This is a genomic window from Microcoleus sp. Pol8_D6, from assembly GCF_036700965.1.
Taxonomy (GTDB): domain Bacteria; phylum Cyanobacteriota; class Cyanobacteriia; order Cyanobacteriales; family Microcoleaceae; genus Microcoleus.
Genome location: NZ_JAUBPW010000032.1, coordinates 57895 through 74906 on the forward strand (window position 1 = coordinate 57895; position 17012 = coordinate 74906).

General features: G+C 45.1%; 19 protein-coding genes and 1 pseudogene. 13 read left to right on the forward strand and 7 right to left on the reverse strand.

The genetic code is table 11. From position 1 onward, the window contains the following. Positions 1-179: 179 nt before the first annotated feature. Positions 180-1502, forward strand: coding sequence for a J domain-containing protein (locus tag QUA10_RS14920; protein ID WP_333083254.1), 1323 nt, complete (start codon positions 180-182; stop codon positions 1500-1502). Between the two features lie 47 nt (positions 1503-1549). Here QUA10_RS14920 and QUA10_RS14925 read toward each other — a convergent pair whose 3' ends face one another. The 3 genes from QUA10_RS14925 to QUA10_RS14935 all read right to left on the reverse strand — a co-directional run bounded on the left by QUA10_RS14925 (position 1550) and on the right by QUA10_RS14935 (position 7335). Next, a complete protein-coding gene (locus QUA10_RS14925) occupies positions 1550-3235 on the reverse strand; it encodes an EAL domain-containing protein (RefSeq protein WP_333083253.1) in 1686 nt (561 codons plus the stop codon). Then, positions 3235-5607, reverse strand: a complete 2373-nt coding sequence (locus tag QUA10_RS14930; protein WP_333083250.1) for a PAS domain S-box protein — start codon at positions 5605-5607, stop codon at positions 3235-3237. The genes QUA10_RS14925 and QUA10_RS14930 overlap by 1 nt, the downstream gene beginning before the upstream one ends. A 540-nt stretch (positions 5608-6147) precedes the next feature. Beyond that, positions 6148-7335 carry a WD40 repeat domain-containing protein gene (locus QUA10_RS14935; RefSeq protein ID WP_333083248.1) on the reverse strand — a complete coding sequence of 396 codons (1188 nt, stop codon included), beginning with the start codon at positions 7333-7335 and terminating at the stop codon, positions 6148-6150. Positions 7336-7590: 255 nt separating this feature from the next. On the opposite strand from QUA10_RS14935, the gene QUA10_RS14940 reads away from it, so the two are divergent. The 5 genes from QUA10_RS14940 (at position 7591) to QUA10_RS14960 (ending at position 9785) form a co-directional block, all read left to right on the forward strand. Then, a complete protein-coding gene (locus tag QUA10_RS14940) occupies positions 7591-7965 on the forward strand; it encodes a DUF1257 domain-containing protein (RefSeq protein WP_333083246.1) in 375 nt (124 codons plus the stop codon). A 46-nt stretch (positions 7966-8011) separates the two neighbouring features. After that, positions 8012-8872 carry a DUF6920 family protein gene (locus tag QUA10_RS14945; protein ID WP_333083244.1) on the forward strand — a complete coding sequence of 287 codons (861 nt, stop codon included), beginning with the start codon at positions 8012-8014 and terminating at the stop codon, positions 8870-8872. Between the two features lie 117 nt (positions 8873-8989). Further along, the gene (locus tag QUA10_RS14950) at positions 8990-9280 is read left to right on the forward strand and encodes a hypothetical protein (protein WP_333083242.1); all 291 of its coding nucleotides are present in this window, start codon (positions 8990-8992) and stop codon (positions 9278-9280) included. Between the two features lie 47 nt (positions 9281-9327). Continuing rightward, positions 9328-9525 (forward strand): hypothetical protein, encoded by a 198-nt coding sequence (locus tag QUA10_RS14955; RefSeq protein WP_333083240.1) that lies wholly within the window; start codon positions 9328-9330, stop codon positions 9523-9525. Then, complete coding sequence (locus QUA10_RS14960) at positions 9522-9785, forward strand: hypothetical protein (RefSeq protein ID WP_333083239.1); 264 nt, start codon at positions 9522-9524, stop codon at positions 9783-9785. Before QUA10_RS14955 ends, QUA10_RS14960 begins: the two co-directional genes overlap by 4 nt. A 7-nt stretch (positions 9786-9792) precedes the next feature. Here QUA10_RS14960 and QUA10_RS14965 read toward each other — a convergent pair whose 3' ends face one another. Further along, positions 9793-10287 (reverse strand): hypothetical protein, encoded by a 495-nt coding sequence (locus tag QUA10_RS14965; protein ID WP_333083237.1) that lies wholly within the window; start codon positions 10285-10287, stop codon positions 9793-9795. A gap of 387 nt (positions 10288-10674) precedes the next feature. Between QUA10_RS14965 and QUA10_RS14970 the strand changes: the two genes are divergently transcribed. The 6 genes and pseudogenes from QUA10_RS14970 to QUA10_RS29120 form a co-directional block, all read left to right on the forward strand. Beyond that, positions 10675-11490 carry a hypothetical protein gene (locus QUA10_RS14970; protein WP_333083236.1) on the forward strand — a complete coding sequence of 272 codons (816 nt, stop codon included), beginning with the start codon at positions 10675-10677 and terminating at the stop codon, positions 11488-11490. Between the two features lie 235 nt (positions 11491-11725). Further along, a complete protein-coding gene (locus QUA10_RS14975; protein ID WP_333083235.1) occupies positions 11726-12592 on the forward strand; it encodes a hypothetical protein in 867 nt (288 codons plus the stop codon). Between the two features lie 243 nt (positions 12593-12835). Beyond that, complete coding sequence (locus QUA10_RS14980) at positions 12836-13051, forward strand: hypothetical protein (protein WP_333083234.1); 216 nt, start codon at positions 12836-12838, stop codon at positions 13049-13051. Between the two features lie 5 nt (positions 13052-13056). Further along, a complete protein-coding gene (locus QUA10_RS14985) occupies positions 13057-13461 on the forward strand; it encodes a hypothetical protein (protein WP_333083233.1) in 405 nt (134 codons plus the stop codon). Further along, positions 13461-13640, forward strand: coding sequence for a hypothetical protein (locus QUA10_RS14990; protein WP_333083232.1), 180 nt, complete (start codon positions 13461-13463; stop codon positions 13638-13640). The genes QUA10_RS14985 and QUA10_RS14990 overlap by 1 nt, the downstream gene beginning before the upstream one ends. Next, positions 13603-13710, forward strand: a pseudogene (locus tag QUA10_RS29120) (Rpn family recombination-promoting nuclease/putative transposase); the annotation flags it as partial. The gene QUA10_RS14990 and the pseudogene QUA10_RS29120, both read left to right, overlap by 38 nt. A gap of 7 nt (positions 13711-13717) precedes the next feature. Here QUA10_RS29120 and QUA10_RS14995 read toward each other — a convergent pair. The 3 genes from QUA10_RS14995 to ilvA all read right to left on the reverse strand — a co-directional run bounded on the left by QUA10_RS14995 (position 13718) and on the right by ilvA (position 16269). Continuing rightward, entirely contained in the window at positions 13718-14281 is a 564-nt protein-coding gene (locus QUA10_RS14995) for a Uma2 family endonuclease (protein ID WP_445243583.1), read from the reverse strand. Between the two features lie 50 nt (positions 14282-14331). Continuing rightward, the gene (locus QUA10_RS15000) at positions 14332-14604 is read right to left on the reverse strand and encodes a helix-turn-helix transcriptional regulator (protein WP_333083230.1); all 273 of its coding nucleotides are present in this window, start codon (positions 14602-14604) and stop codon (positions 14332-14334) included. Positions 14605-14736: 132 nt separating this feature from the next. Continuing rightward, a complete protein-coding gene (gene ilvA, locus QUA10_RS15005) occupies positions 14737-16269 on the reverse strand; it encodes a threonine ammonia-lyase, biosynthetic (RefSeq protein WP_333083310.1) in 1533 nt (510 codons plus the stop codon). 233 nt (positions 16270-16502) lie between these two features. Between ilvA and QUA10_RS15010 the strand changes: the two genes are divergently transcribed. Continuing rightward, positions 16503-17012 (forward strand): GNAT family N-acetyltransferase (locus tag QUA10_RS15010; RefSeq protein ID WP_333083229.1); only part of this gene is annotated, 510 nt, incomplete at its 3' end.

The window sequence follows — 17012 nt, forward strand, 5'->3', positions numbered from 1 at the left end:
AACAGCGACATCGATAAAGAGTTGGAGATTTCCGTACTTACAATCTCCCTGCCTTTCATCCCACCGCTAAACTGGGTACAGTTATAGCGGGGGACAACAGGAGCGAGGAGTTAAGTGGGATTCCCGCTCGGGATAGCTGCGCTTCACGCAAATTTACCAACACCTGCAGATCGAAGCCTATGGCTGACATTAATCGATGCTACGAAATCCTCGAAATTGAGCCTGGAACTTCCTTAGAAGAAATTAAGCGCGCTTATAGGGACTTAGCGTTTGTGTGGCATCCCGATCGGTTTGCCAACAATGATCGCCTGCAACAAAAAGCTCACCAAAGATTAACAGAAATTAATGAAGCTTACCAGCAGTTACTGTCGTTTCTGAGTCAGCCTGAATCGAGGTCGATCGAACAGCAGTTTCCGCAGCCACCGCCCCCTGCGCCGGAAAAGCCGCTGAGAAGGCGTTCTGGAAAATCAGTCGCTAGGCCAGGTTCCCAGCGCCGTCAAACCCGCCCAAAAGCCACCTCCAAAAAATTTCAAACTCAAAAGAACTCTTCAAGCAAGAAACGATTTACAACTCAAAATCGCCAAGCGCGGCGGGGAAGAAAGCAACTAGGGCACAGGGTTGCGAGGGAAGCGCGGCCATCTCAAAACTATCCAAAGATTATCTCGAAAAGGAAAAAAGAATTTTCAACTCAATACTCAAAACCGCGAAGCGCGCCGAGGGAAGTGCGGCCATCTCAACACTATTCAAGCTTCCCTTGGTGGCCGCTGGCAATCGCCGTGGCGAGTTACGCTTTGACCGGTTGGATTTTGACGAAATCAAGCGCCCCGCTGTGGATGTGGGCTTTAATCTGCGGTGTAGATTGGCTGTGGGCCGCGATTTTGCTGGCGGAGGGTTCAGCAACGCCTAGAGTGTGGCTGGCGGCCTTAGTTTTGGCTGGGGCGGTAGGGGGGTCGATCGCCGGTTTTCAGGCGGGAGGAAGGGTAACAGGGGCTGCTTGGGGCGCTGTTGGGGCTGGTTTGGGGGCGATCGCCAGTTCTGAGGCCGAGTCGCGGGCTGTAGCTACTGTTTTGGCTGTAGGGGGAGTGGTGACAGTGGTGGGATTGATGGCTGGAACTGGTTCTGGGAATTGGGTTAAGGCGTTGGTGACGGCGGCGTGTTGGGCGATTGTCGGCTTGACGTGCGGGCTGGCGGCGGAAGTAGGTGTGCATTCTGGCGGCCCCGTCGGGCTCCGAGGTGCGATCGGGCTGGGGATTGGGGCGTGGGCGGGGGTTTTGGCTGGGGCGGGTTCGGGGGCGATCGTCGAAGCCTTGGCTATCGCCGGGTCTAAGACTGTTTATGGGGCTTGGGCTGCAATCGGCATTATTGCTGGAGTTGTGGCGCGGATGGTAGCTGCAGAAAGGTTGATCCACACTAGCAGCGGGCTTTACACGGTTATCCTGTTGGTGGCTACTTCGGGTTTCGGGCTGTGGCTGGGAAGTTGGTTGGGCGATCGTATCTTTTGAATTAGTCAGTTGTCAGTTGTCAACAGTCAACAGTCAACAGTTAACAGTCATGAGCATTGCAACCGGAATTGATCTAAATTCCAGCACTTATCGCTTTTCAGCAGTGCTTCAAACTCAGACCTTGGCAAAGCCTGACTGAAAAGATAGCCTTGAAGTTCATCACATTCGTGCTCGCACAAAAAATCAAGTTCCTGCTTATTTTCTACCCCCTCAGCCACCACCGTCATGTTCATGCAGTGTGCCATTTGAATAATCGCTATTGTGATCGCTGCATTTTGGCGATCGTCTGCAATGTTGCGAATAAAACTCTTGTCTATTTTTATCGCATCAAACGGAAAGCGTTTCGGATAACTCAAAGAAGAATACCCAGTCCCAAAATCATCAATTGCTATCCTAATCCCCTGATCTTTCCACATCGTAAAAGCTTTAGCTGCTGCAATTTCGTCTTGCAAAACCAGACTTTCCGTCAGTTCTAATTCCAAACACTGGGGATTAAGACCAGTTTCTGTTAATATCTCCCTGACTCTTTCCGTGAAATTTTTGCGCTCGAATTGACGGGCTGACACGTTAACTGCCACTCGCAGGGGCGGCAAACCTGCTCTTTGCCATGTTTTAGTTTGCCTGCAAGCAGTCTCTAATACCCATTCACCCAACGGCGCAATCAAGCCAATTTCTTCAGCCATTGGAATAAATTCCCCCGGAGAAACTCGCCCCCGTTCTGGATGATTCCAGCGCACCAAAGCTTCAGCACCAATAATTTTACCTGTTTTGATTTCTATTTGCGGCTGATAGTATACTTCAAATTCTGAGCTTTTTAAAGCATGGCGCAGTGAAGTTTCTTGAAGAAGTGTATTAATAAAAAAGTTAGCATTCTTTGCCGTATAAAAATGATAAGTATTGCCGCCTTTTTGCTGAGATTGATACATTGCTATATAAGCATTTTTTAGCATTTCATCTCCGTCAGTGCCGTCTCCGGGATACAAGCAGATCCCCATACTAGCAGTGACAGAGACTTCGCAATCTTTGACAATCATACCTTGGGATACAATATCTAAAATGCTTTGAGCAATCTTAGCCACATCCTGTTTTTCTGCAACTGGTTTGAGAATCAGCGCGAATTCTGCGGCTTCCAAACGAGCAACAATATTAATGCTGTCCATGCAGTTAGTTAGCCGCTGGGCGATGCTGCAAAGCACTGAGTCGCCGATATCGTGTCCCCAGGTACTGTTAATGCGGTTGATTTTATCTAAGCTAAGCGTGACAACGGGAATGACTCCTGACAATTCTTTTTGACCATCTAATACTCGACTTAAATTTTCTCGCAAAAATGAACGATTCGGCAAATTGGTCAAGCTGTCATACTGATGTCGGTAGAGTGCCAGTTGAATAGTTGTGTGCAAGTTTTTTTCTTCAAAGGGCTTGACAATATAGCCGAACGGTTTTGTAATATGTACTCGTCGCAAAGTAGTTTCATCGGCATAAGCTGTTAGATAAACTACCGGAATTTGAAAGCGCAAGCGAATTTCTTCGGCTGCTGTAATGCCGTCGATTTCTCCTTGCAGGTTAACATCCATTAAAACTAAATCGGGGCGCAAGTTGGCTGCCGATTCAATCGCTTCTTCTCCCGAATAGACCATGCCAGTTATTCTATATCCTAGAGAGATCAAACTGTCGGAAATGTCTTCCGCAATGATGCTCTCGTCTTCAACGATCAGAATTTTTTTGTTGGACACTAATTTTTCTCCTCAGAGTGCAACTTGGGTTGAGAAAAGGTTATTCTAAAAGTCGTGCCAGGAGTTTCTAACAGTTCTATTTTCCCCCGGATTTGCTTGACTAAAGACCCGACCAGTCGCAAGCCCAAAGTTCGGGCTTTGCGATAATCTAAGTCTTGAGGGAAACCAATTCCGCTGTCGCTCACAGTTAGCACGCAAACTCTGTTATTATCTAAAGTGAAATCAATGTTAATTTTACCTTTAACTTGTTCTTTAAAGGCATATTTTAGGGCATTTGTCACAAGCTCGTTGATAATTAACCCGCAAGGAACTGCCGTATCAATATTAAGAGAAGACGGCGCAATATTTGTTTGCAACTTAACGCCTTCTGCATGAATTTCATAAGCTTGGAATAAATTGTGGGCGAGATTTTGGATGTATTCAGCAAAGTCAATGTTTGACAAGTCTTTGGATTGATACAGTTGTTCGTGAACCAGGGCCATTGATCTGACTCGGTTTTGACTTTCTTTTAACATTTCACTAACGTGGCTGTCTTGGATGTAGCGTGACTGAAGTTTGAGCAAACTGGAAATAACTTGGAGGTTGTTTTTGACACGGTGGTGAATTTCTTTGAGGAGAACTTCTTTTTCTGCGAGGGATGCTTTGATGCCATCTTCGTCGCGCTTGCGATCTGTAATATCCCGCACTACTCCTTGAATTACTTTTCGTCCGTTAATTTCCATTGCATTTAACAGCACTTCAGCGGGAAATTCTGAACCGTCGAGTCGTTTGTGTACCCAGTCAAAGCGACAGCTACCTGTTTGCATTGCTGTCGATATTCTCTGTATTGCTAGACTGGATGAGTCTTGTCCACTAGGCTGAAATTGTGGGGAAAAGTCGCTCAGTTTTTTGCCGTAAAATTGTTTTGTGTTGCTACAGCCAAATATTTTTAAGGTAGCGAGGTTGCAGTCAAAAAACTCCTTTTCGTCAAGCAACATTACTGCGTCGCTGGTGGCTTCATAAAGGCTGCGAAATTTGTGTTCTGATTCTTGCAACGAGCAGATCAATTGGTTTTTGAGAGCTTCCGCACGCTTGCGGTCGGTAATGTCTATTCCTACGGAAACTGCTGCGGTTCCCTGATGATATTTCTGAGCTACTATCAAATAGTTGCGGACAAAACCGTTAATTTCAATGTCTATTTCTTGCCAGGTTTGCTGAGATGAACTGTCAAAAAATTTTCTGATCAGTTCTCCAAAAGTCGAGCCTTTGTCGAGAAAGTTGATTTCTTGACCGACAAAGCTTTCAGGAGACAGGTTGAATGAGGTTGCTAAGTGCTGGTTGACTCCTATATACCGCAAATCTGAACTAATCCAAGAAATCAGTCCCGGTACGGCATCCAAAACGGCGCGAAGTTGGTCTGTAGCTTCTTGGAGTGCTTCTTCCGATCGCTTGTGATCGCTAATATCTGTTGCCGTTCCGCACAAGCCTAAAATAGCGCCGTTTTCAGCTTGGTTGACGATGCTGTTGACGCGCAGGTGGACGGGAGTACCGTCTTTACGAATGTGTACTGTTTCGTAAGGAGAATTAGCTGTTTGTGGCTGAAGTTTGGTTCTCGCTAAAAGTTGGGCAAATATTTCTCTTGGTCTACTTTCTTGATCGGGAACTAAAAAATCGGTGAAGCGGCGTCCGATCATTTCTGGCGGTTCGTAACCGTAGATGCGTTTGGCGGCGGAATTGACAAAAGTCAAGAGTCCTTCAATATCGATCGACCAAATCAATTCTTGGGAGGTTTCTACGAGGTTGCGGTACTTTTTTTCGCTTTCGGCAAGTGCTGCATTGAAGAATGCAGTCTGCTGCTGAAGTCTCTGTTCTAATTCTTGATTTGCCGTTTCCAGAGTTGCGATCAACTGCTCGCGCTCGGTAATTTCAGTAGAAACACCCACTGCCCCGACAACTTCGCCGTTTCCATCTCGCAGCGCTGCCGATCGAATTTCGTGAATAAAATGCCCCTCTCGGGCATTCCAATTGCGATCGTTTCCTGCTAATACCTCAGCAATATTTTCCAAGAAATCTGGTTGGCTGCTGTAAACTTCAAAAATCGATCGCCCGACAGTTGCACCTGGTTTGAGTCCCAAATTTTCTAATCCTTTCCCTGCTGCAAGGGTTAACTTGCCTTCTCTGTCTGTTGCCCACAGGAAAATTGGGGCACAACTGACAGCGGCGTGAAGGGTTTCGTTGGCTTGTTTGAGCCGATCGATTTCTGCGTGAAGCAGATCCTGGGTGGTTTTTAGTTCTACCGTTAGTCGATCGGCTTTTTGCTGCCAACTGGCAGCAGTATCGCATATTTCTGCGAGATTGCGGGAACGACAGATGGATTGGTTGCAGTGTGACATGGTTACTCTAGGGCGCACTGTATATTTAACCCTAGCCTATCTTTTAAGCATAAACTTTTTCAGTCAAATATTACAATTAGCAGGAATACTCATCCGACCCAGATGCGATATATTAAAGCTACTTTAAAGGATTCAGAAATTGCGGCTCGCTCAGGCTTTTCGGCGACAGTTCACAAATTGATAATAAGCTGAATAATGCCTGCCAGTCGGTATTTTTACGGTAACTCTTTGTAGTAGTGCAAAAATAAGTTCCGCGATTTTCGGCTTGCACAATAACTGGGATTATAAATTTATTATATTTGTTTGCGTAGATTCACGCACCGAGGAATCTAGAATCTGGTATTTGTAAATATAGCCAGCGCCTGAATGGTTAGGAGGTACTTAATTTGTGAAAATCATGAGGTCGATTCTCTCTTGTTTCTGCCTTCTGCCCTATTCCCTATGCCCTATTCCCTATGCCCTATTCCCTATTCTCTATTCTCTATTTCTTCCATCCGCTACATCCGTGGAGCGAATCCGTTGCCGAACTTCCTTCTTTCTTCAATTAACTCCCCAAATTTTGACAGTTTTATCTAAACTGCCGCTGGTAATAGTTTCACCATCGCTGCTAAAAGTAAGACAAGTAACAGAGTTTTGAGGTCCGCTGAGAGTGTGAATATGTTCGCCGGTACTGGCATTCCAAAATTTGATATGACCATCGGCACTAGCACTAAAAACAGTGCGTCCGTCTGGACTAAATGTGATCGCATTTATCGAGTTAAAATGCCCTCCTAAAGTGATTGAACTATCTGGATTCGATAGCTGCCGCAGTTGAATATTTCTGTCCCAGCCGCCAGTAGCCAAAGTCTGCCCGTCTGGACTGAAAGCCAGACAATTCGCATAACCCTTAATTGTTTGGGAGCACTCTCTGCTGCGGAGGTTCCACAGCTTAATTGTACCGTCAGAACTGCTGCTAGCGAGAGTTTGTGCGATCGGGCTAAAAGCAAGACTAACAATTCCTGCTTTATGAGCTCCCCAAGTTAAAAGATTGCCAAAGGTACAGATTAACTTTCCCGTCTCTAAATTCCAAATTTTGATAGTAGTATCTGCCGAACCGCTGGCGATAACTTGACTGTCGGGACTGACCACAACTGCGCTAATTTCCGCTTCATGTCCGAGGGAAGTATGCTGCAATTCTCCTCCCTGCCAAATTTCGATCGCGCGGTGTTTCGGAGTATTTCTGCTCCTCACAAACACTTCACTTTCTTGGCAAAGGACAAAAGTTTCTTGAGCGCGGGGATACTTGTCAACAGTATAGAGTATTTCTCCTGTATCTACATCGCAAATTCTAATTATTTTTCCGTGCAAACTCGCCGTGCGATCTCCTCCGGGACTAATCGCAACATTTGTCCCAGTTTTGACGGTGCGGATGCAGTCAAAAAGCTTGTAAGGCACGAAGTCTTTTAAAGCTTGGCGCACTAGAGGTTCTGTCCTCGATCGCAAAATTAAATAAGCAACTCGCTGCACTTCTGCTGCGGGGTCAAGCAGCCCCTCAATTGCTAAATTTAAACCAGCGCCTCCGTATTTAGGAGCATCTTTAACAGCGGCAATCCGCGACTCGATACTAGGGCTGCTGAAGCGCTGCTTGACCCCAGCGATGCCTCCCAAAACTGCGCCGGCGATCGGGATTTGACTTTGGCCGCCGAGGACGGCATCATATTCTCTGGGTTGGTTAGGATTGTCGGCCATAATAGGATTTTAGATTTTAAATTTTAGATTTGAAGAATTGGAGGATTGAAGAAAGCGAACTCACGGATGAATCTGGGGAATTGTTATCGGATACTATGTTTTTAATTTCTGCACAGATGAATCCGGAAGCTTGTAACCTGGCTGCTTTCGCTGACGCTCAAGCCTGGTTTAATATAGCAACTTATAACTTATTGACTGTTGCACTTTATAGTATTATAATCAAATTAGCGTTTCACACAAAAATCCGAAAGTGATATGTCACACTTCACAACTATCAAGGTTCAGATCAAGAACGGCGAACTGCTACATCAAGTGTTGGAAGAGTTGGGTTATCAAGTAGAGTCCAATGTGCAGGTACGGGGTTATCGGGGTGACAAAACTAATGCCGAGTACGTGATTCGGCAATCCAATGGTTACGATTTGGGTTTTCGTCGCAACGGAGAGGATTACGAATTGGTGGCGGATTTTTGGGGCGCTCGAATTAATCAGCAGGATTTTGTCAATTCAATTAGTCAAAAATACGCGCGCAAAAGTTTGATGGCGGCGGTGCAGTCAGAGGGTTTTCATGTAGAAGAAGAGGAAACTTTGGCAGATGGAACGCTGAGAGTTGTAGTGGGTAGATGGGTTTAAGACTCGCGCTTGATTAACTCGTTTTTAGGTATCAAGAGGAATCACCATGTGGCGATCGGCGATCGTACTAATTATCCTGGCGCTTGTAGTTGGCATTGTTGGCGCGATCGCCCTTGGAGCATACCGCTGGCATCTGGGTACCAAGGAACTGCGAGCGAATCTGGAAGCTGCACGCTTGCCGATTAAACCTCTGACATTTGATGCGCGGGAAATCGCGGATTTACCCCAGCCCGTGCAGCGCTACTTTCGCGCGGTGCTCGAGGATGGACAACCGCTAATTGCAACAGCGCGGGTTTCCCACGAAGGCACGTTTAACATGAGCGAAACCGCAGAAAAATGGAGTGCTTTTAACTCAACTCAACTGGTAATTACTCAACGCCCTGGCTTTGATTGGGACGGGCGAATTGCCATGATGCCCGGTATCAATGCGTTTGTTCATGATGCCTACATTTCTGGCGAAGGCATCCTCCATGCGGCGCTGCTTGGCCTGGTGACTCTGGCGGATATCCGCGGCACTCCAGAAGCTGCACAAGGGGAACTGATGCGCTTTTTCGCGGAGGCTGCTTGGTATCCGACGAGACTGCTGCCGAGTCAGGGTGTTCGCTGGGAGGCGATCGACAATTCTTCGGCCAGAGCAACGCTACAGGATGGCGACACCGCTGTTTCCCTGGATTTCCGCTTTGATGAAGCAGGGCTAATCGCCACTGTCCGCGCCGAGGCCCGCGCCCGTACAGTTAACGGGGGGCTGGTGTTTGCGCCCTGGATTGGCCGCTTCTGGGACTACGAATTGCGAGACGGTATGCGGATTCCGCTCTCCGGTGAGGTGGCGTGGCAACTGCCTGATGGCTCGCTATTGCCCTACTGGCGCGGCCGCATCACGAATATTGCCTATGAGTTTGCACGATGATTCTAGTTTGTGTTGTAGGGTACCCCGAATCCTGAGATTTTCCGAGGTATTTGATGGGAAAAATCTGATAATTAGAGTACACAGGTAAACGGCTATTAGCAAAAAAAGTTAATTACCATGAACATTACAGAACTCAAGACAGCAGTAAGGGAACTTCCAGAAAATGAACTCGCAGAGTTTTTTGAATGGCTTGAAGAGTTCCAAGCAGCTCTCGCCGATCGCCAGTGGATCGATGGTGTACGAGTTAAGATAGATGCTGCTGTTGCCATGTCCGAACATACTCCACCGATTGACGGCGAAACCTTTATTGCAAGGATTTGCGATCGTTTTCGGCAAATACGCGAGACTCAACATCGAAACGCAGATTTTCCCGAGCGCCACTTGCCAGGAGCGAGCGACGCGATATAGTCAGAGCAAACAGGTAAACGAATATTAGGAAAAAAAGTTAATTACCCATGAACATTACAGAACTCAAGACAGCAGTAAAGCAACTTCCACAGAATGAACTCGCAGAGTTTGTCGAATGGTTTGAAGAGTTCCAAGAATCTCTTTGGGATAGGCAAATTGAAGATGATTTGAAAGCAGGCAAATTTGACCTCTTGATTCGACAAGCAGAACAAGCATTTAGTGAAGGAAAGTGTAGGGAAATTTGAAGCATTTCACAACACCTGAATTTTGGGAATATTACCGTCAACTGCCGATCGAAATTCAAGAATTGGCGGACAAAAACTATGAATTGCTTAAGGCAGATCCGAAGCATCCATCACTGCGCTTCAAGCAGATTGGCACGTTATGGTCTGTAAGAGTAGGACGAAGAAACTACAGGGCGTTAGGTTTTGACAAGCCAGAAGGGGTTTTGTGGTTTTGGATAGGTTCTCATAGTAATTATGATGGGATTCTCGATCGTAAATAGCGCAAACTTACTCATCTAAGTCCACCTGTTTAACCTGCTCTAAATGTATATCTAGCGCTTCTGCAATTTGCTCGTCGCTCAAGCCAAACTGCCGTAATTTATCAATTGTTTCAATCTTAGTTGGATTTTTGGTTTCTTCCTGCAAGTCGGGAGTTTCCGGCTGACTTTCATCTGGGGTAGGAGTAGAGGGGTTAGGACAATTATTGACGTAGCTAATTCTGTTATTTTGAAATTTATTATTTTTCCCAAGATTTATATTCTGATTTATCTGTCTTTCAAGAACAGATTCAAGATTACTTTTTTTCACTTGTTCGCCAAATACCTCAGATAACATTTGCAAAAGTTCGTGACTAGCCTTTTTAACGTGCTGAGAGCTATAACCATAAGTTTCTGCAACATCAGCATACTTTTTACGATTCAGTATTCCAGCGATAATTTTCCGCTGCAAGTTATTTAGATGTTTTCCTGTGTTGGCGCAGACAGATCGATCGACAAATTGCAATATCTGAGGACTGTCCATAGGTGGGATGGTGGGATAATTTTAGTTACTATACCAAACTTTTTCCAACTTTTTCCAACTTTTTTGTCTCGCATCCCAATTTTAGGAAGTTCCAACTTTTTCCAACTTTTTTTCCTTTACAGGGTTGGTGCGATCGGTCTAGCATGGATGAGTCCGACACAAGCATCTTACTACACAAGCATCTTACTACAGTGTTTGCCAATCAGCTTAAACCCTTTTCTAGCTAAGCCTTTACGCTGCTTGTTATTCCGTCAGCAACCATAAGTTTCCTGTACCACAAATTAACTGTCGAAAAGTTCGGAAATGCAGTTTGCGCCGATGTATAGATATTTAAGGCATGATAAAAATTCGTTAGAAGGAAGTAACTAGGTGAAATCTAAGTGGACTGTTTATATCGGTATTTCGCTCTCTGTTTTAGCTATTATAGTAGCTGTAACCACTCCCGAAGTTCGTTATCGTTTGGGACTTGAGACTAATCCATCTCCTAAAAATGCTGAAATCAAAGAGGTTCCTGCTCCTAAAGATGCTGAAATCAAAGAGGTTCCTGTCATGGTGAGAACTGAATCTTTAGAACCTCTTGCAAGTGTTAACGTTGAATTTACATCGCAGAGAGGGCCAGCGACAGGATTAACTGATTCAAATGGCTACATCATAGTAAAAATACCTAGCACAAGAGATTTACAAATCACGCTGAGGAAAGAGGGGTTTGAAACAATTAGTGAGACAGTAGATATAAAAGAAGATTCAGTCTTAACAAAAAAGTATATATTAAAAAAAAACCAAATAAAGGCTGATTTAAGAAGTTGCCGTGCAAACACTTGCACAGGACGTGCTCCCAAAAATATTTGCGATCAAGACATGAGTATTTACACTACCGAACTCGTAAGTTTTCCAGAGTTAGGAGAAAAGTTCAAGAATCTAAATCTTGAGATAAAATACTCCGATAAATGTCATGCTCGTTGGGTCAAGATGCCAACAGTGCCTGGTGCAACGATTTATTTTGAGGGCAAAGATGGTGCAAAGACTTACTTTGATGGCACAGATAAAAAACCATATCCGTCTCTGCGTATGCAAGATGATTATCCAGAACCTCAAGTTACCGGTATGTTGTCTGGAGATATACCATATACTCGAGCTTGCGTAAGTCGTCCAGGAAAAGATCCTCAATGTACAAGTCCTGAATAAAGATGAGCGATCGCCCTAACTCAAAAAAACAAAAGGCGATCGCCTGCCTCTATGTTTGTGAAGCCGATCAGCTTAAACCCTTTTCTCACTTAGATTTTACGCTGCTTGTTTCCCCGTCAGCAACCATAAATTTCCTGTATTACAAATTAATTATCGAAAAGTTCGGAAATTCCGTTTGCACCGATGTATGGATATTTAAGGCATGATAAAAAATTAGTTAGAAGGAAGTAACTCTGTGAAATCTAAGTGGACTGTTTATATCGGTATTTTGCTTTCAATTTTAGCTATTATAGTAGCTGTCACGACTCCCGAAGTTCGTCGCTTTTTCGGATTTGAAACTAATCAATCTTCTAAAGATGCTGAGATGAAAGAGGTTGACCTTAGTGTTCAAACGGAATCTCTACAACCTCTTTTAAGTGTTAACGTTGAATTCAAATCGCAGGGAGCACCAGCGACAGCACTCACAGATTCAAATGGCTACGCCAAAATTAAAATACCTAGCACAAGAGATGTACAAATCACGCTGAGGAAAGAGGGATTTGAAACAAGTAGTCAGATAATTGATCTAGAAAAAAATCCAGTTTTAACAAGGACGTATATGTTAAAGAGTATCTCAGCCTCAACGTCGCAAACACCTCCTGATAAACCAACTCCTGTCCCAGTTAGCCCTACTCCTACGGAATCTTCACCTAATCCACCCTCTCCTATCTCGGCGAAGCCACCAAAAGTCGAGTGTAAAATTTTTGGTAATAGCATCTTCAGTGATGGCGAATACACAGAGATAATTCCTGTTGCAAATAAAGCCGAGCAATCTGTATCAAGATTATATGTTACTAGAGACAATCCTCGGTCGATTTTGTGTAAAATTCAGAAAAATTTTGGTGAGCTTCCTTTAGCATATGCCTTACCTGAAAATTCGCGATTGGATAGTATAGTAGCTAAAGTCTACATTGACGGAAAGTTACGAAAGAATGTTGATTTAAATCGTGGTGAAGCATTGAGGGAAAAAATAGACATCACAGGTGCTTCTACATACAAAGTGGAGTTTAGTCTGCCTGATAACTCCGACAAAGGTGATAATATTTATGTTCTTGAAAAGTAGCATATTGATCTAAGCAGAAGCTAAAAGTAAACAGCTTGTCACTGCAAATGCGATCGCCCTAACCAGAAAACCAAAGTGCGATCGCCCGCAACTACCAAATCGTTTCAACGTAAGGAATATCATACGCCCGCGCGATCGCAACTAAAATGCGATCGCGCCTATTTTTGCCAAGCTCCCCTGGAAGTTGCAATTACTACGCTAAGCTGCTACCGTTAACATAGACGCATCGTAGGAAAACAACTGATGACACTAACAGAATTACTCCCTACAATTAGACAACTGTCTGCGATCGAGAAACGAGAGTTAATCCGCATTCTAATGGCGGAAGAAGATATCATTGAGGATATTTCCCCTTTGGAACCTTACAAGATTTACTACCTACCAACACCCTACGATACTTTTGGTGCTGGTGCAGCTTTGATGCAGGCAATGAATTTGGCTAACAACAATGAAAACTGAGTATTATGCGATTCCAATACTCTACCAATGACCCCTCTCAAGATGAGTTTGATAGCTTACCCCGCATTCCCTTGATTCTGCACCACAATAACCAGGGAGTCGAAGTTGTTGGGTTAGTAGATAGCGGTGCAACCGTGAATGTATTGCCTTACCAAATAGGAACTCAGCTTGGCTTAGTTTGGGATGACAGTAAAGCCATTATTCGACTTGCTGGTAACATTGGTAATCAACCAGCGATGCCAGTATTTTTCATGGCTGAAATAGGGGAGTTTGCTCCGGTAAGATTAGTATTTGCTTGGGCAAAAAGTGACAGCGTATCATTGATTCTGGGACAGACAAATTTCTTCTTAGAATTTGACGTTCACTTTTATCGTTCTCGGCTTGAGTTCGATATTGAGTTGAAGCGTTAATGTCCACTATAATTTATTTGCGATGTGGTGTGCAGCTAGAGCTCATCGATCGCCCTAACCAGAAAACCCAAGTGCGATCGCCCGCAACTACCAAATCGTCTCAACGTAAGGAATATCATACGGCCGCGCGATCGCATCTTAGTTTCGATCGCGCGGCAATTGCTCGATCGCCTGGATGATGCAACTATCAGTCAAACAACCGGACTCACTATTGAGGATGTGCGGAATTTGCGATCTGCTCGAAATTAGAGCCAAGTTATCCACCTGCTTTCAGCCACCCAAAAACCTGCTCCACTGTCAAATCTAATGTTAAAAAACTTGGCACGGGCAACCGATCTTGTCCCGTTAACTCAACTGGTTCTCGTCCGGGAATAAATGCTAAAATAAACCGTTCCTCTGGATCGATTAACCATCCGAGCTGAGTCCCGTATTTCAAACAGTGTAAAATATTACTAATCACCTTAGTTGCTTTCTGGTCTGGGGATAAAATTTCTACTGTCCAGTCGGGATGAAATTCAAAGGAATTCGGAACTTCGCCATCGGCTTCAAAAGTGATTCTTTCCCAAGCAAATACTGTAGCATCAGGTACAATAGAACGCCCGCCAAAAGTACAGCGCAATTCAGGAAAAGCAAGAGCAATTCGTTCTGTTTCCGCAACTAGATTAACAGCGTTGCAAAACTTGAGTTGCAAACGAGAATGTTTGCCTTGAGGCATAATCTTTTGGTGAATGCGTCCGTTAATAAATTCACTTGCAGGTTGAGTTTCCGGTAGTTTGAGGAAAGCTTCGAGAGTGAGAGAAAAGGGAAGTGCTGCTGTCATCGCTTTGAATTCGGTGTCATTGCCACTCTGCCATAATTTTATCATTAACTCTATTCTGTGTTTGTAGATCGATCGACCTCACCCTCACCCTCATCCTCCAAAATCTCACCCCAATAGCGCTGCACAAACTCCCGCGCTGCATCTATATCGAGCAACTTTAACGCCACAACCATCTTGACAAGCGTGTTGACCGTTGGATCTATCAACTCATTAAACCAACGATAGACAACAGAACTTCGCACACCCATTGCGATCGCCAATTTGTTTTGGCTAATGCCATAGGTGTTCAGCACCTCTCTCAGAACTCGACCAGCTTTTCCCATGCACCCCATGATGCCATACCAAGTCCGGCTTAAATACTCCCTTTATTTCTTAGTCTGCGGAGGCAGACTTCGTTTGACAAGAAGCGGTTTCAACCGCCTCCTTCATAAACCAAGTAACTTTCCCAAAAAACCCTACCTCAAAAACAACTTATACGCCGGATTCTGACTCTCATCCCCATACTGATAGCCCAGCGTATCCAAAAAAGCCTGCCATTCCTGCATCTCATCCGGCGGCACCTGAATTCCCACTACAATTCGCCCGTAATCTGCGCCGTTATTTCGATAGTGAAAAACGCTGATATTCCAGTTAGGACTCATCGAACCGACAAACTTCATCAACGCACCCGGACGTTCGGGAAATTCAAAGCGATAAAACAATTCATGATTCGCCAGCATCGAACGCCCGCCCACCATATGCCGCACGTGCAACTTCGTTAATTCATCATCAGTTAAATCCAAAGTCTTGAAGCCACAATCTTCAAAACTTGCGGCTATCTTCACCGCATCCGCACGGTTTTGAATTTGTACGCCGATAAAAATATGTGCCTCTTTCTCATCCGCAATTCGATAGCTAAATTCAGTTAAATTGCGTTTGCCCAGACATTCGCAAAACCTGCGGAGACTTCCCGGTTGTTCGGGAATTGTGACTGCAAAAATGGCTTCGCGGCGTTCGCCAAACTCGGCTCTTTCTGCTACAAAACGCAGCCTATCGAAATTCATGTTCGCGCCGCAAGCCACAGCAATTAACGTTTCTCCTGCGATTTGTTCCCGTTCCACGTAAGCTTTCGCACCTGCGATCGCCAAAGCGCCGGCAGGTTCTAAGATCGATCGCGTATCTTCAAAAACATCCTTAATCGCCGCGCAAACATCATCCGTATCCACCAAAATAATCTCATCCACATACTCCTGACACAACCGAAAAGTTTCCTCCCCCACTTCGCGCACAGCAACGCCGTCAGCAAATAAACCCACCTGCGACAAACGCACCCGTTTACCGGCTTTCAGCGATTGATTCATGGCATCGGAATCCACCGGTTCGACGCCGATAATCTTAATTTCCGGCCGCAACCGCTTGACATAGGCCGCAATTCCCGAAATCAATCCACCGCCACCAATTGCCACAAAAATCGCGTGAATTGGTTTTTGATGTTGCCGCAGAATTTCCATGCCGATCGTACCCTGTCCAGCAATCACGTAGGGGTCATCAAAAGGGTGAATAAAAGTCATACCTTTTTCCGCCTCTAATTGACGCGCAAAAGCGTAAGCATCATCGTAAGCATCCCCATGCAAGACTACCTCTCCACCACGGGCTATCACCGCATTTACCTTCACCTGCGGCGTCGTTACGGGCATGACTATGATCGCACGAGTCCCCAGGTGGCGGGCGGCGAGAGCGACTCCTTGGGCGTGGTTGCCCGCGGAAGCTGCAATGACACCTTGTGCTAGCAAATCCGGCGACAGTTGCGCCATTTTGTTATACGCACCCCGCAGCTTGAAGGAAAACACCGACTGCATATCCTCTCGCTTCAGCAAAAGTTTATTGTTGAGCCGTGCTGATAGATTCGGGGCGCATTCTAGGGCAGTTTCTTGAGCAACATCGTAGACGCGGGCGGTGAGGATTTGTACTAGGTAATCGCAAAGCATAGGGTTAGCAGGTTGGTTGATGCCGGATGGTGGGATAATTGTACGGCACTTGTGTTAGTATTTTGCGGGGAATTGGCGATCCTCTTCGAGGGCTGCGCTAACGGGCGATCGCAAGTTTTTAATAATAACTTTTCGCTTTGGAACATAAAAAGCCTGAAGACTATGAATAATATTTCGTTTTGACCGTTTCCCCGGTTATAAAATCCGGTTTGTGAGCGTATTAGTCCGTAATCCTTGATTTAGTATGTAAATTCATGAACGTACAAATTACAGATTTGCGTGCGGTTGACGAGCCAAAAATTCAACAGGTAGCTAAATTAATAGTTGAAGGTTTTAAAGAGCATTGGCCCCATGCTTGGCCCGATATAAAATCTGCTTTGCAAGAAGTGCAAGAATCTTTGGAACCGGATCGCATCAGTCGAATTGCTGTCGGCGACAACAATCAAGTTTTGGGATGGATTGGCGGGATTAAACAGTATGACGGTAATGTTTGGGAACTGCACCCGCTGCTAGTGAGAACAGAATTTCGCGGACAAGGAATTGGTCGATCGCTCGTAGCTGATTTAGCAGCAGAAGCTAAAAACCGGGGAGGGATCGTGCTGTGGGTGGGCACCGACGACGAAGACAATCAAACCACTCTTTCAGGCATCAATCTTTATCCTAACGTTTGGGAACACGTCGCCAAAATTATACCACTTCTCCAAAAATATGCTACAATAGCACTTCTAGCAAAAGGACGATTGTATGAAAGTAAATTACCAAGA

Excerpts from the sequence above, each read along its gene's own strand:
- QUA10_RS14950 (WP_333083242.1), top strand. The coding sequence starts at position 8,990 with ATGAACATTACAGAACTCAAGACAGCAGTAAGGGAACTTCCAGAAAAT.
- QUA10_RS14985 (WP_333083233.1), top strand. The coding sequence starts at position 13,057 with ATGCGATTCCAATACTCTACCAATGACCCCTCTCAAGATGAGTTTGAT.
- QUA10_RS14980 (WP_333083234.1), top strand. The coding sequence starts at position 12,836 with ATGACACTAACAGAATTACTCCCTACAATTAGACAACTGTCTGCGATC.
- QUA10_RS14995 (WP_445243583.1), bottom strand. The coding sequence starts at position 14,281 with ATGACAGCAGCACTTCCCTTTTCTCTCACTCTCGAAGCTTTCCTCAAA.
- QUA10_RS14945 (WP_333083244.1), top strand. The coding sequence starts at position 8,012 with ATGTGGCGATCGGCGATCGTACTAATTATCCTGGCGCTTGTAGTTGGC.
- QUA10_RS14930 (WP_333083250.1), bottom strand. The coding sequence starts at position 5,607 with ATGTCACACTGCAACCAATCCATCTGTCGTTCCCGCAATCTCGCAGAA.
- QUA10_RS14935 (WP_333083248.1), bottom strand. The coding sequence starts at position 7,335 with ATGGCCGACAATCCTAACCAACCCAGAGAATATGATGCCGTCCTCGGC.
- QUA10_RS14940 (WP_333083246.1), top strand. The coding sequence starts at position 7,591 with ATGTCACACTTCACAACTATCAAGGTTCAGATCAAGAACGGCGAACTG.
- QUA10_RS14920 (WP_333083254.1), top strand. The coding sequence starts at position 180 with ATGGCTGACATTAATCGATGCTACGAAATCCTCGAAATTGAGCCTGGA.
- QUA10_RS14990 (WP_333083232.1), top strand. The coding sequence starts at position 13,461 with ATGTCCACTATAATTTATTTGCGATGTGGTGTGCAGCTAGAGCTCATC.
- QUA10_RS15000 (WP_333083230.1), bottom strand. The coding sequence starts at position 14,604 with ATGGGAAAAGCTGGTCGAGTTCTGAGAGAGGTGCTGAACACCTATGGC.
- QUA10_RS14955 (WP_333083240.1), top strand. The coding sequence starts at position 9,328 with ATGAACATTACAGAACTCAAGACAGCAGTAAAGCAACTTCCACAGAAT.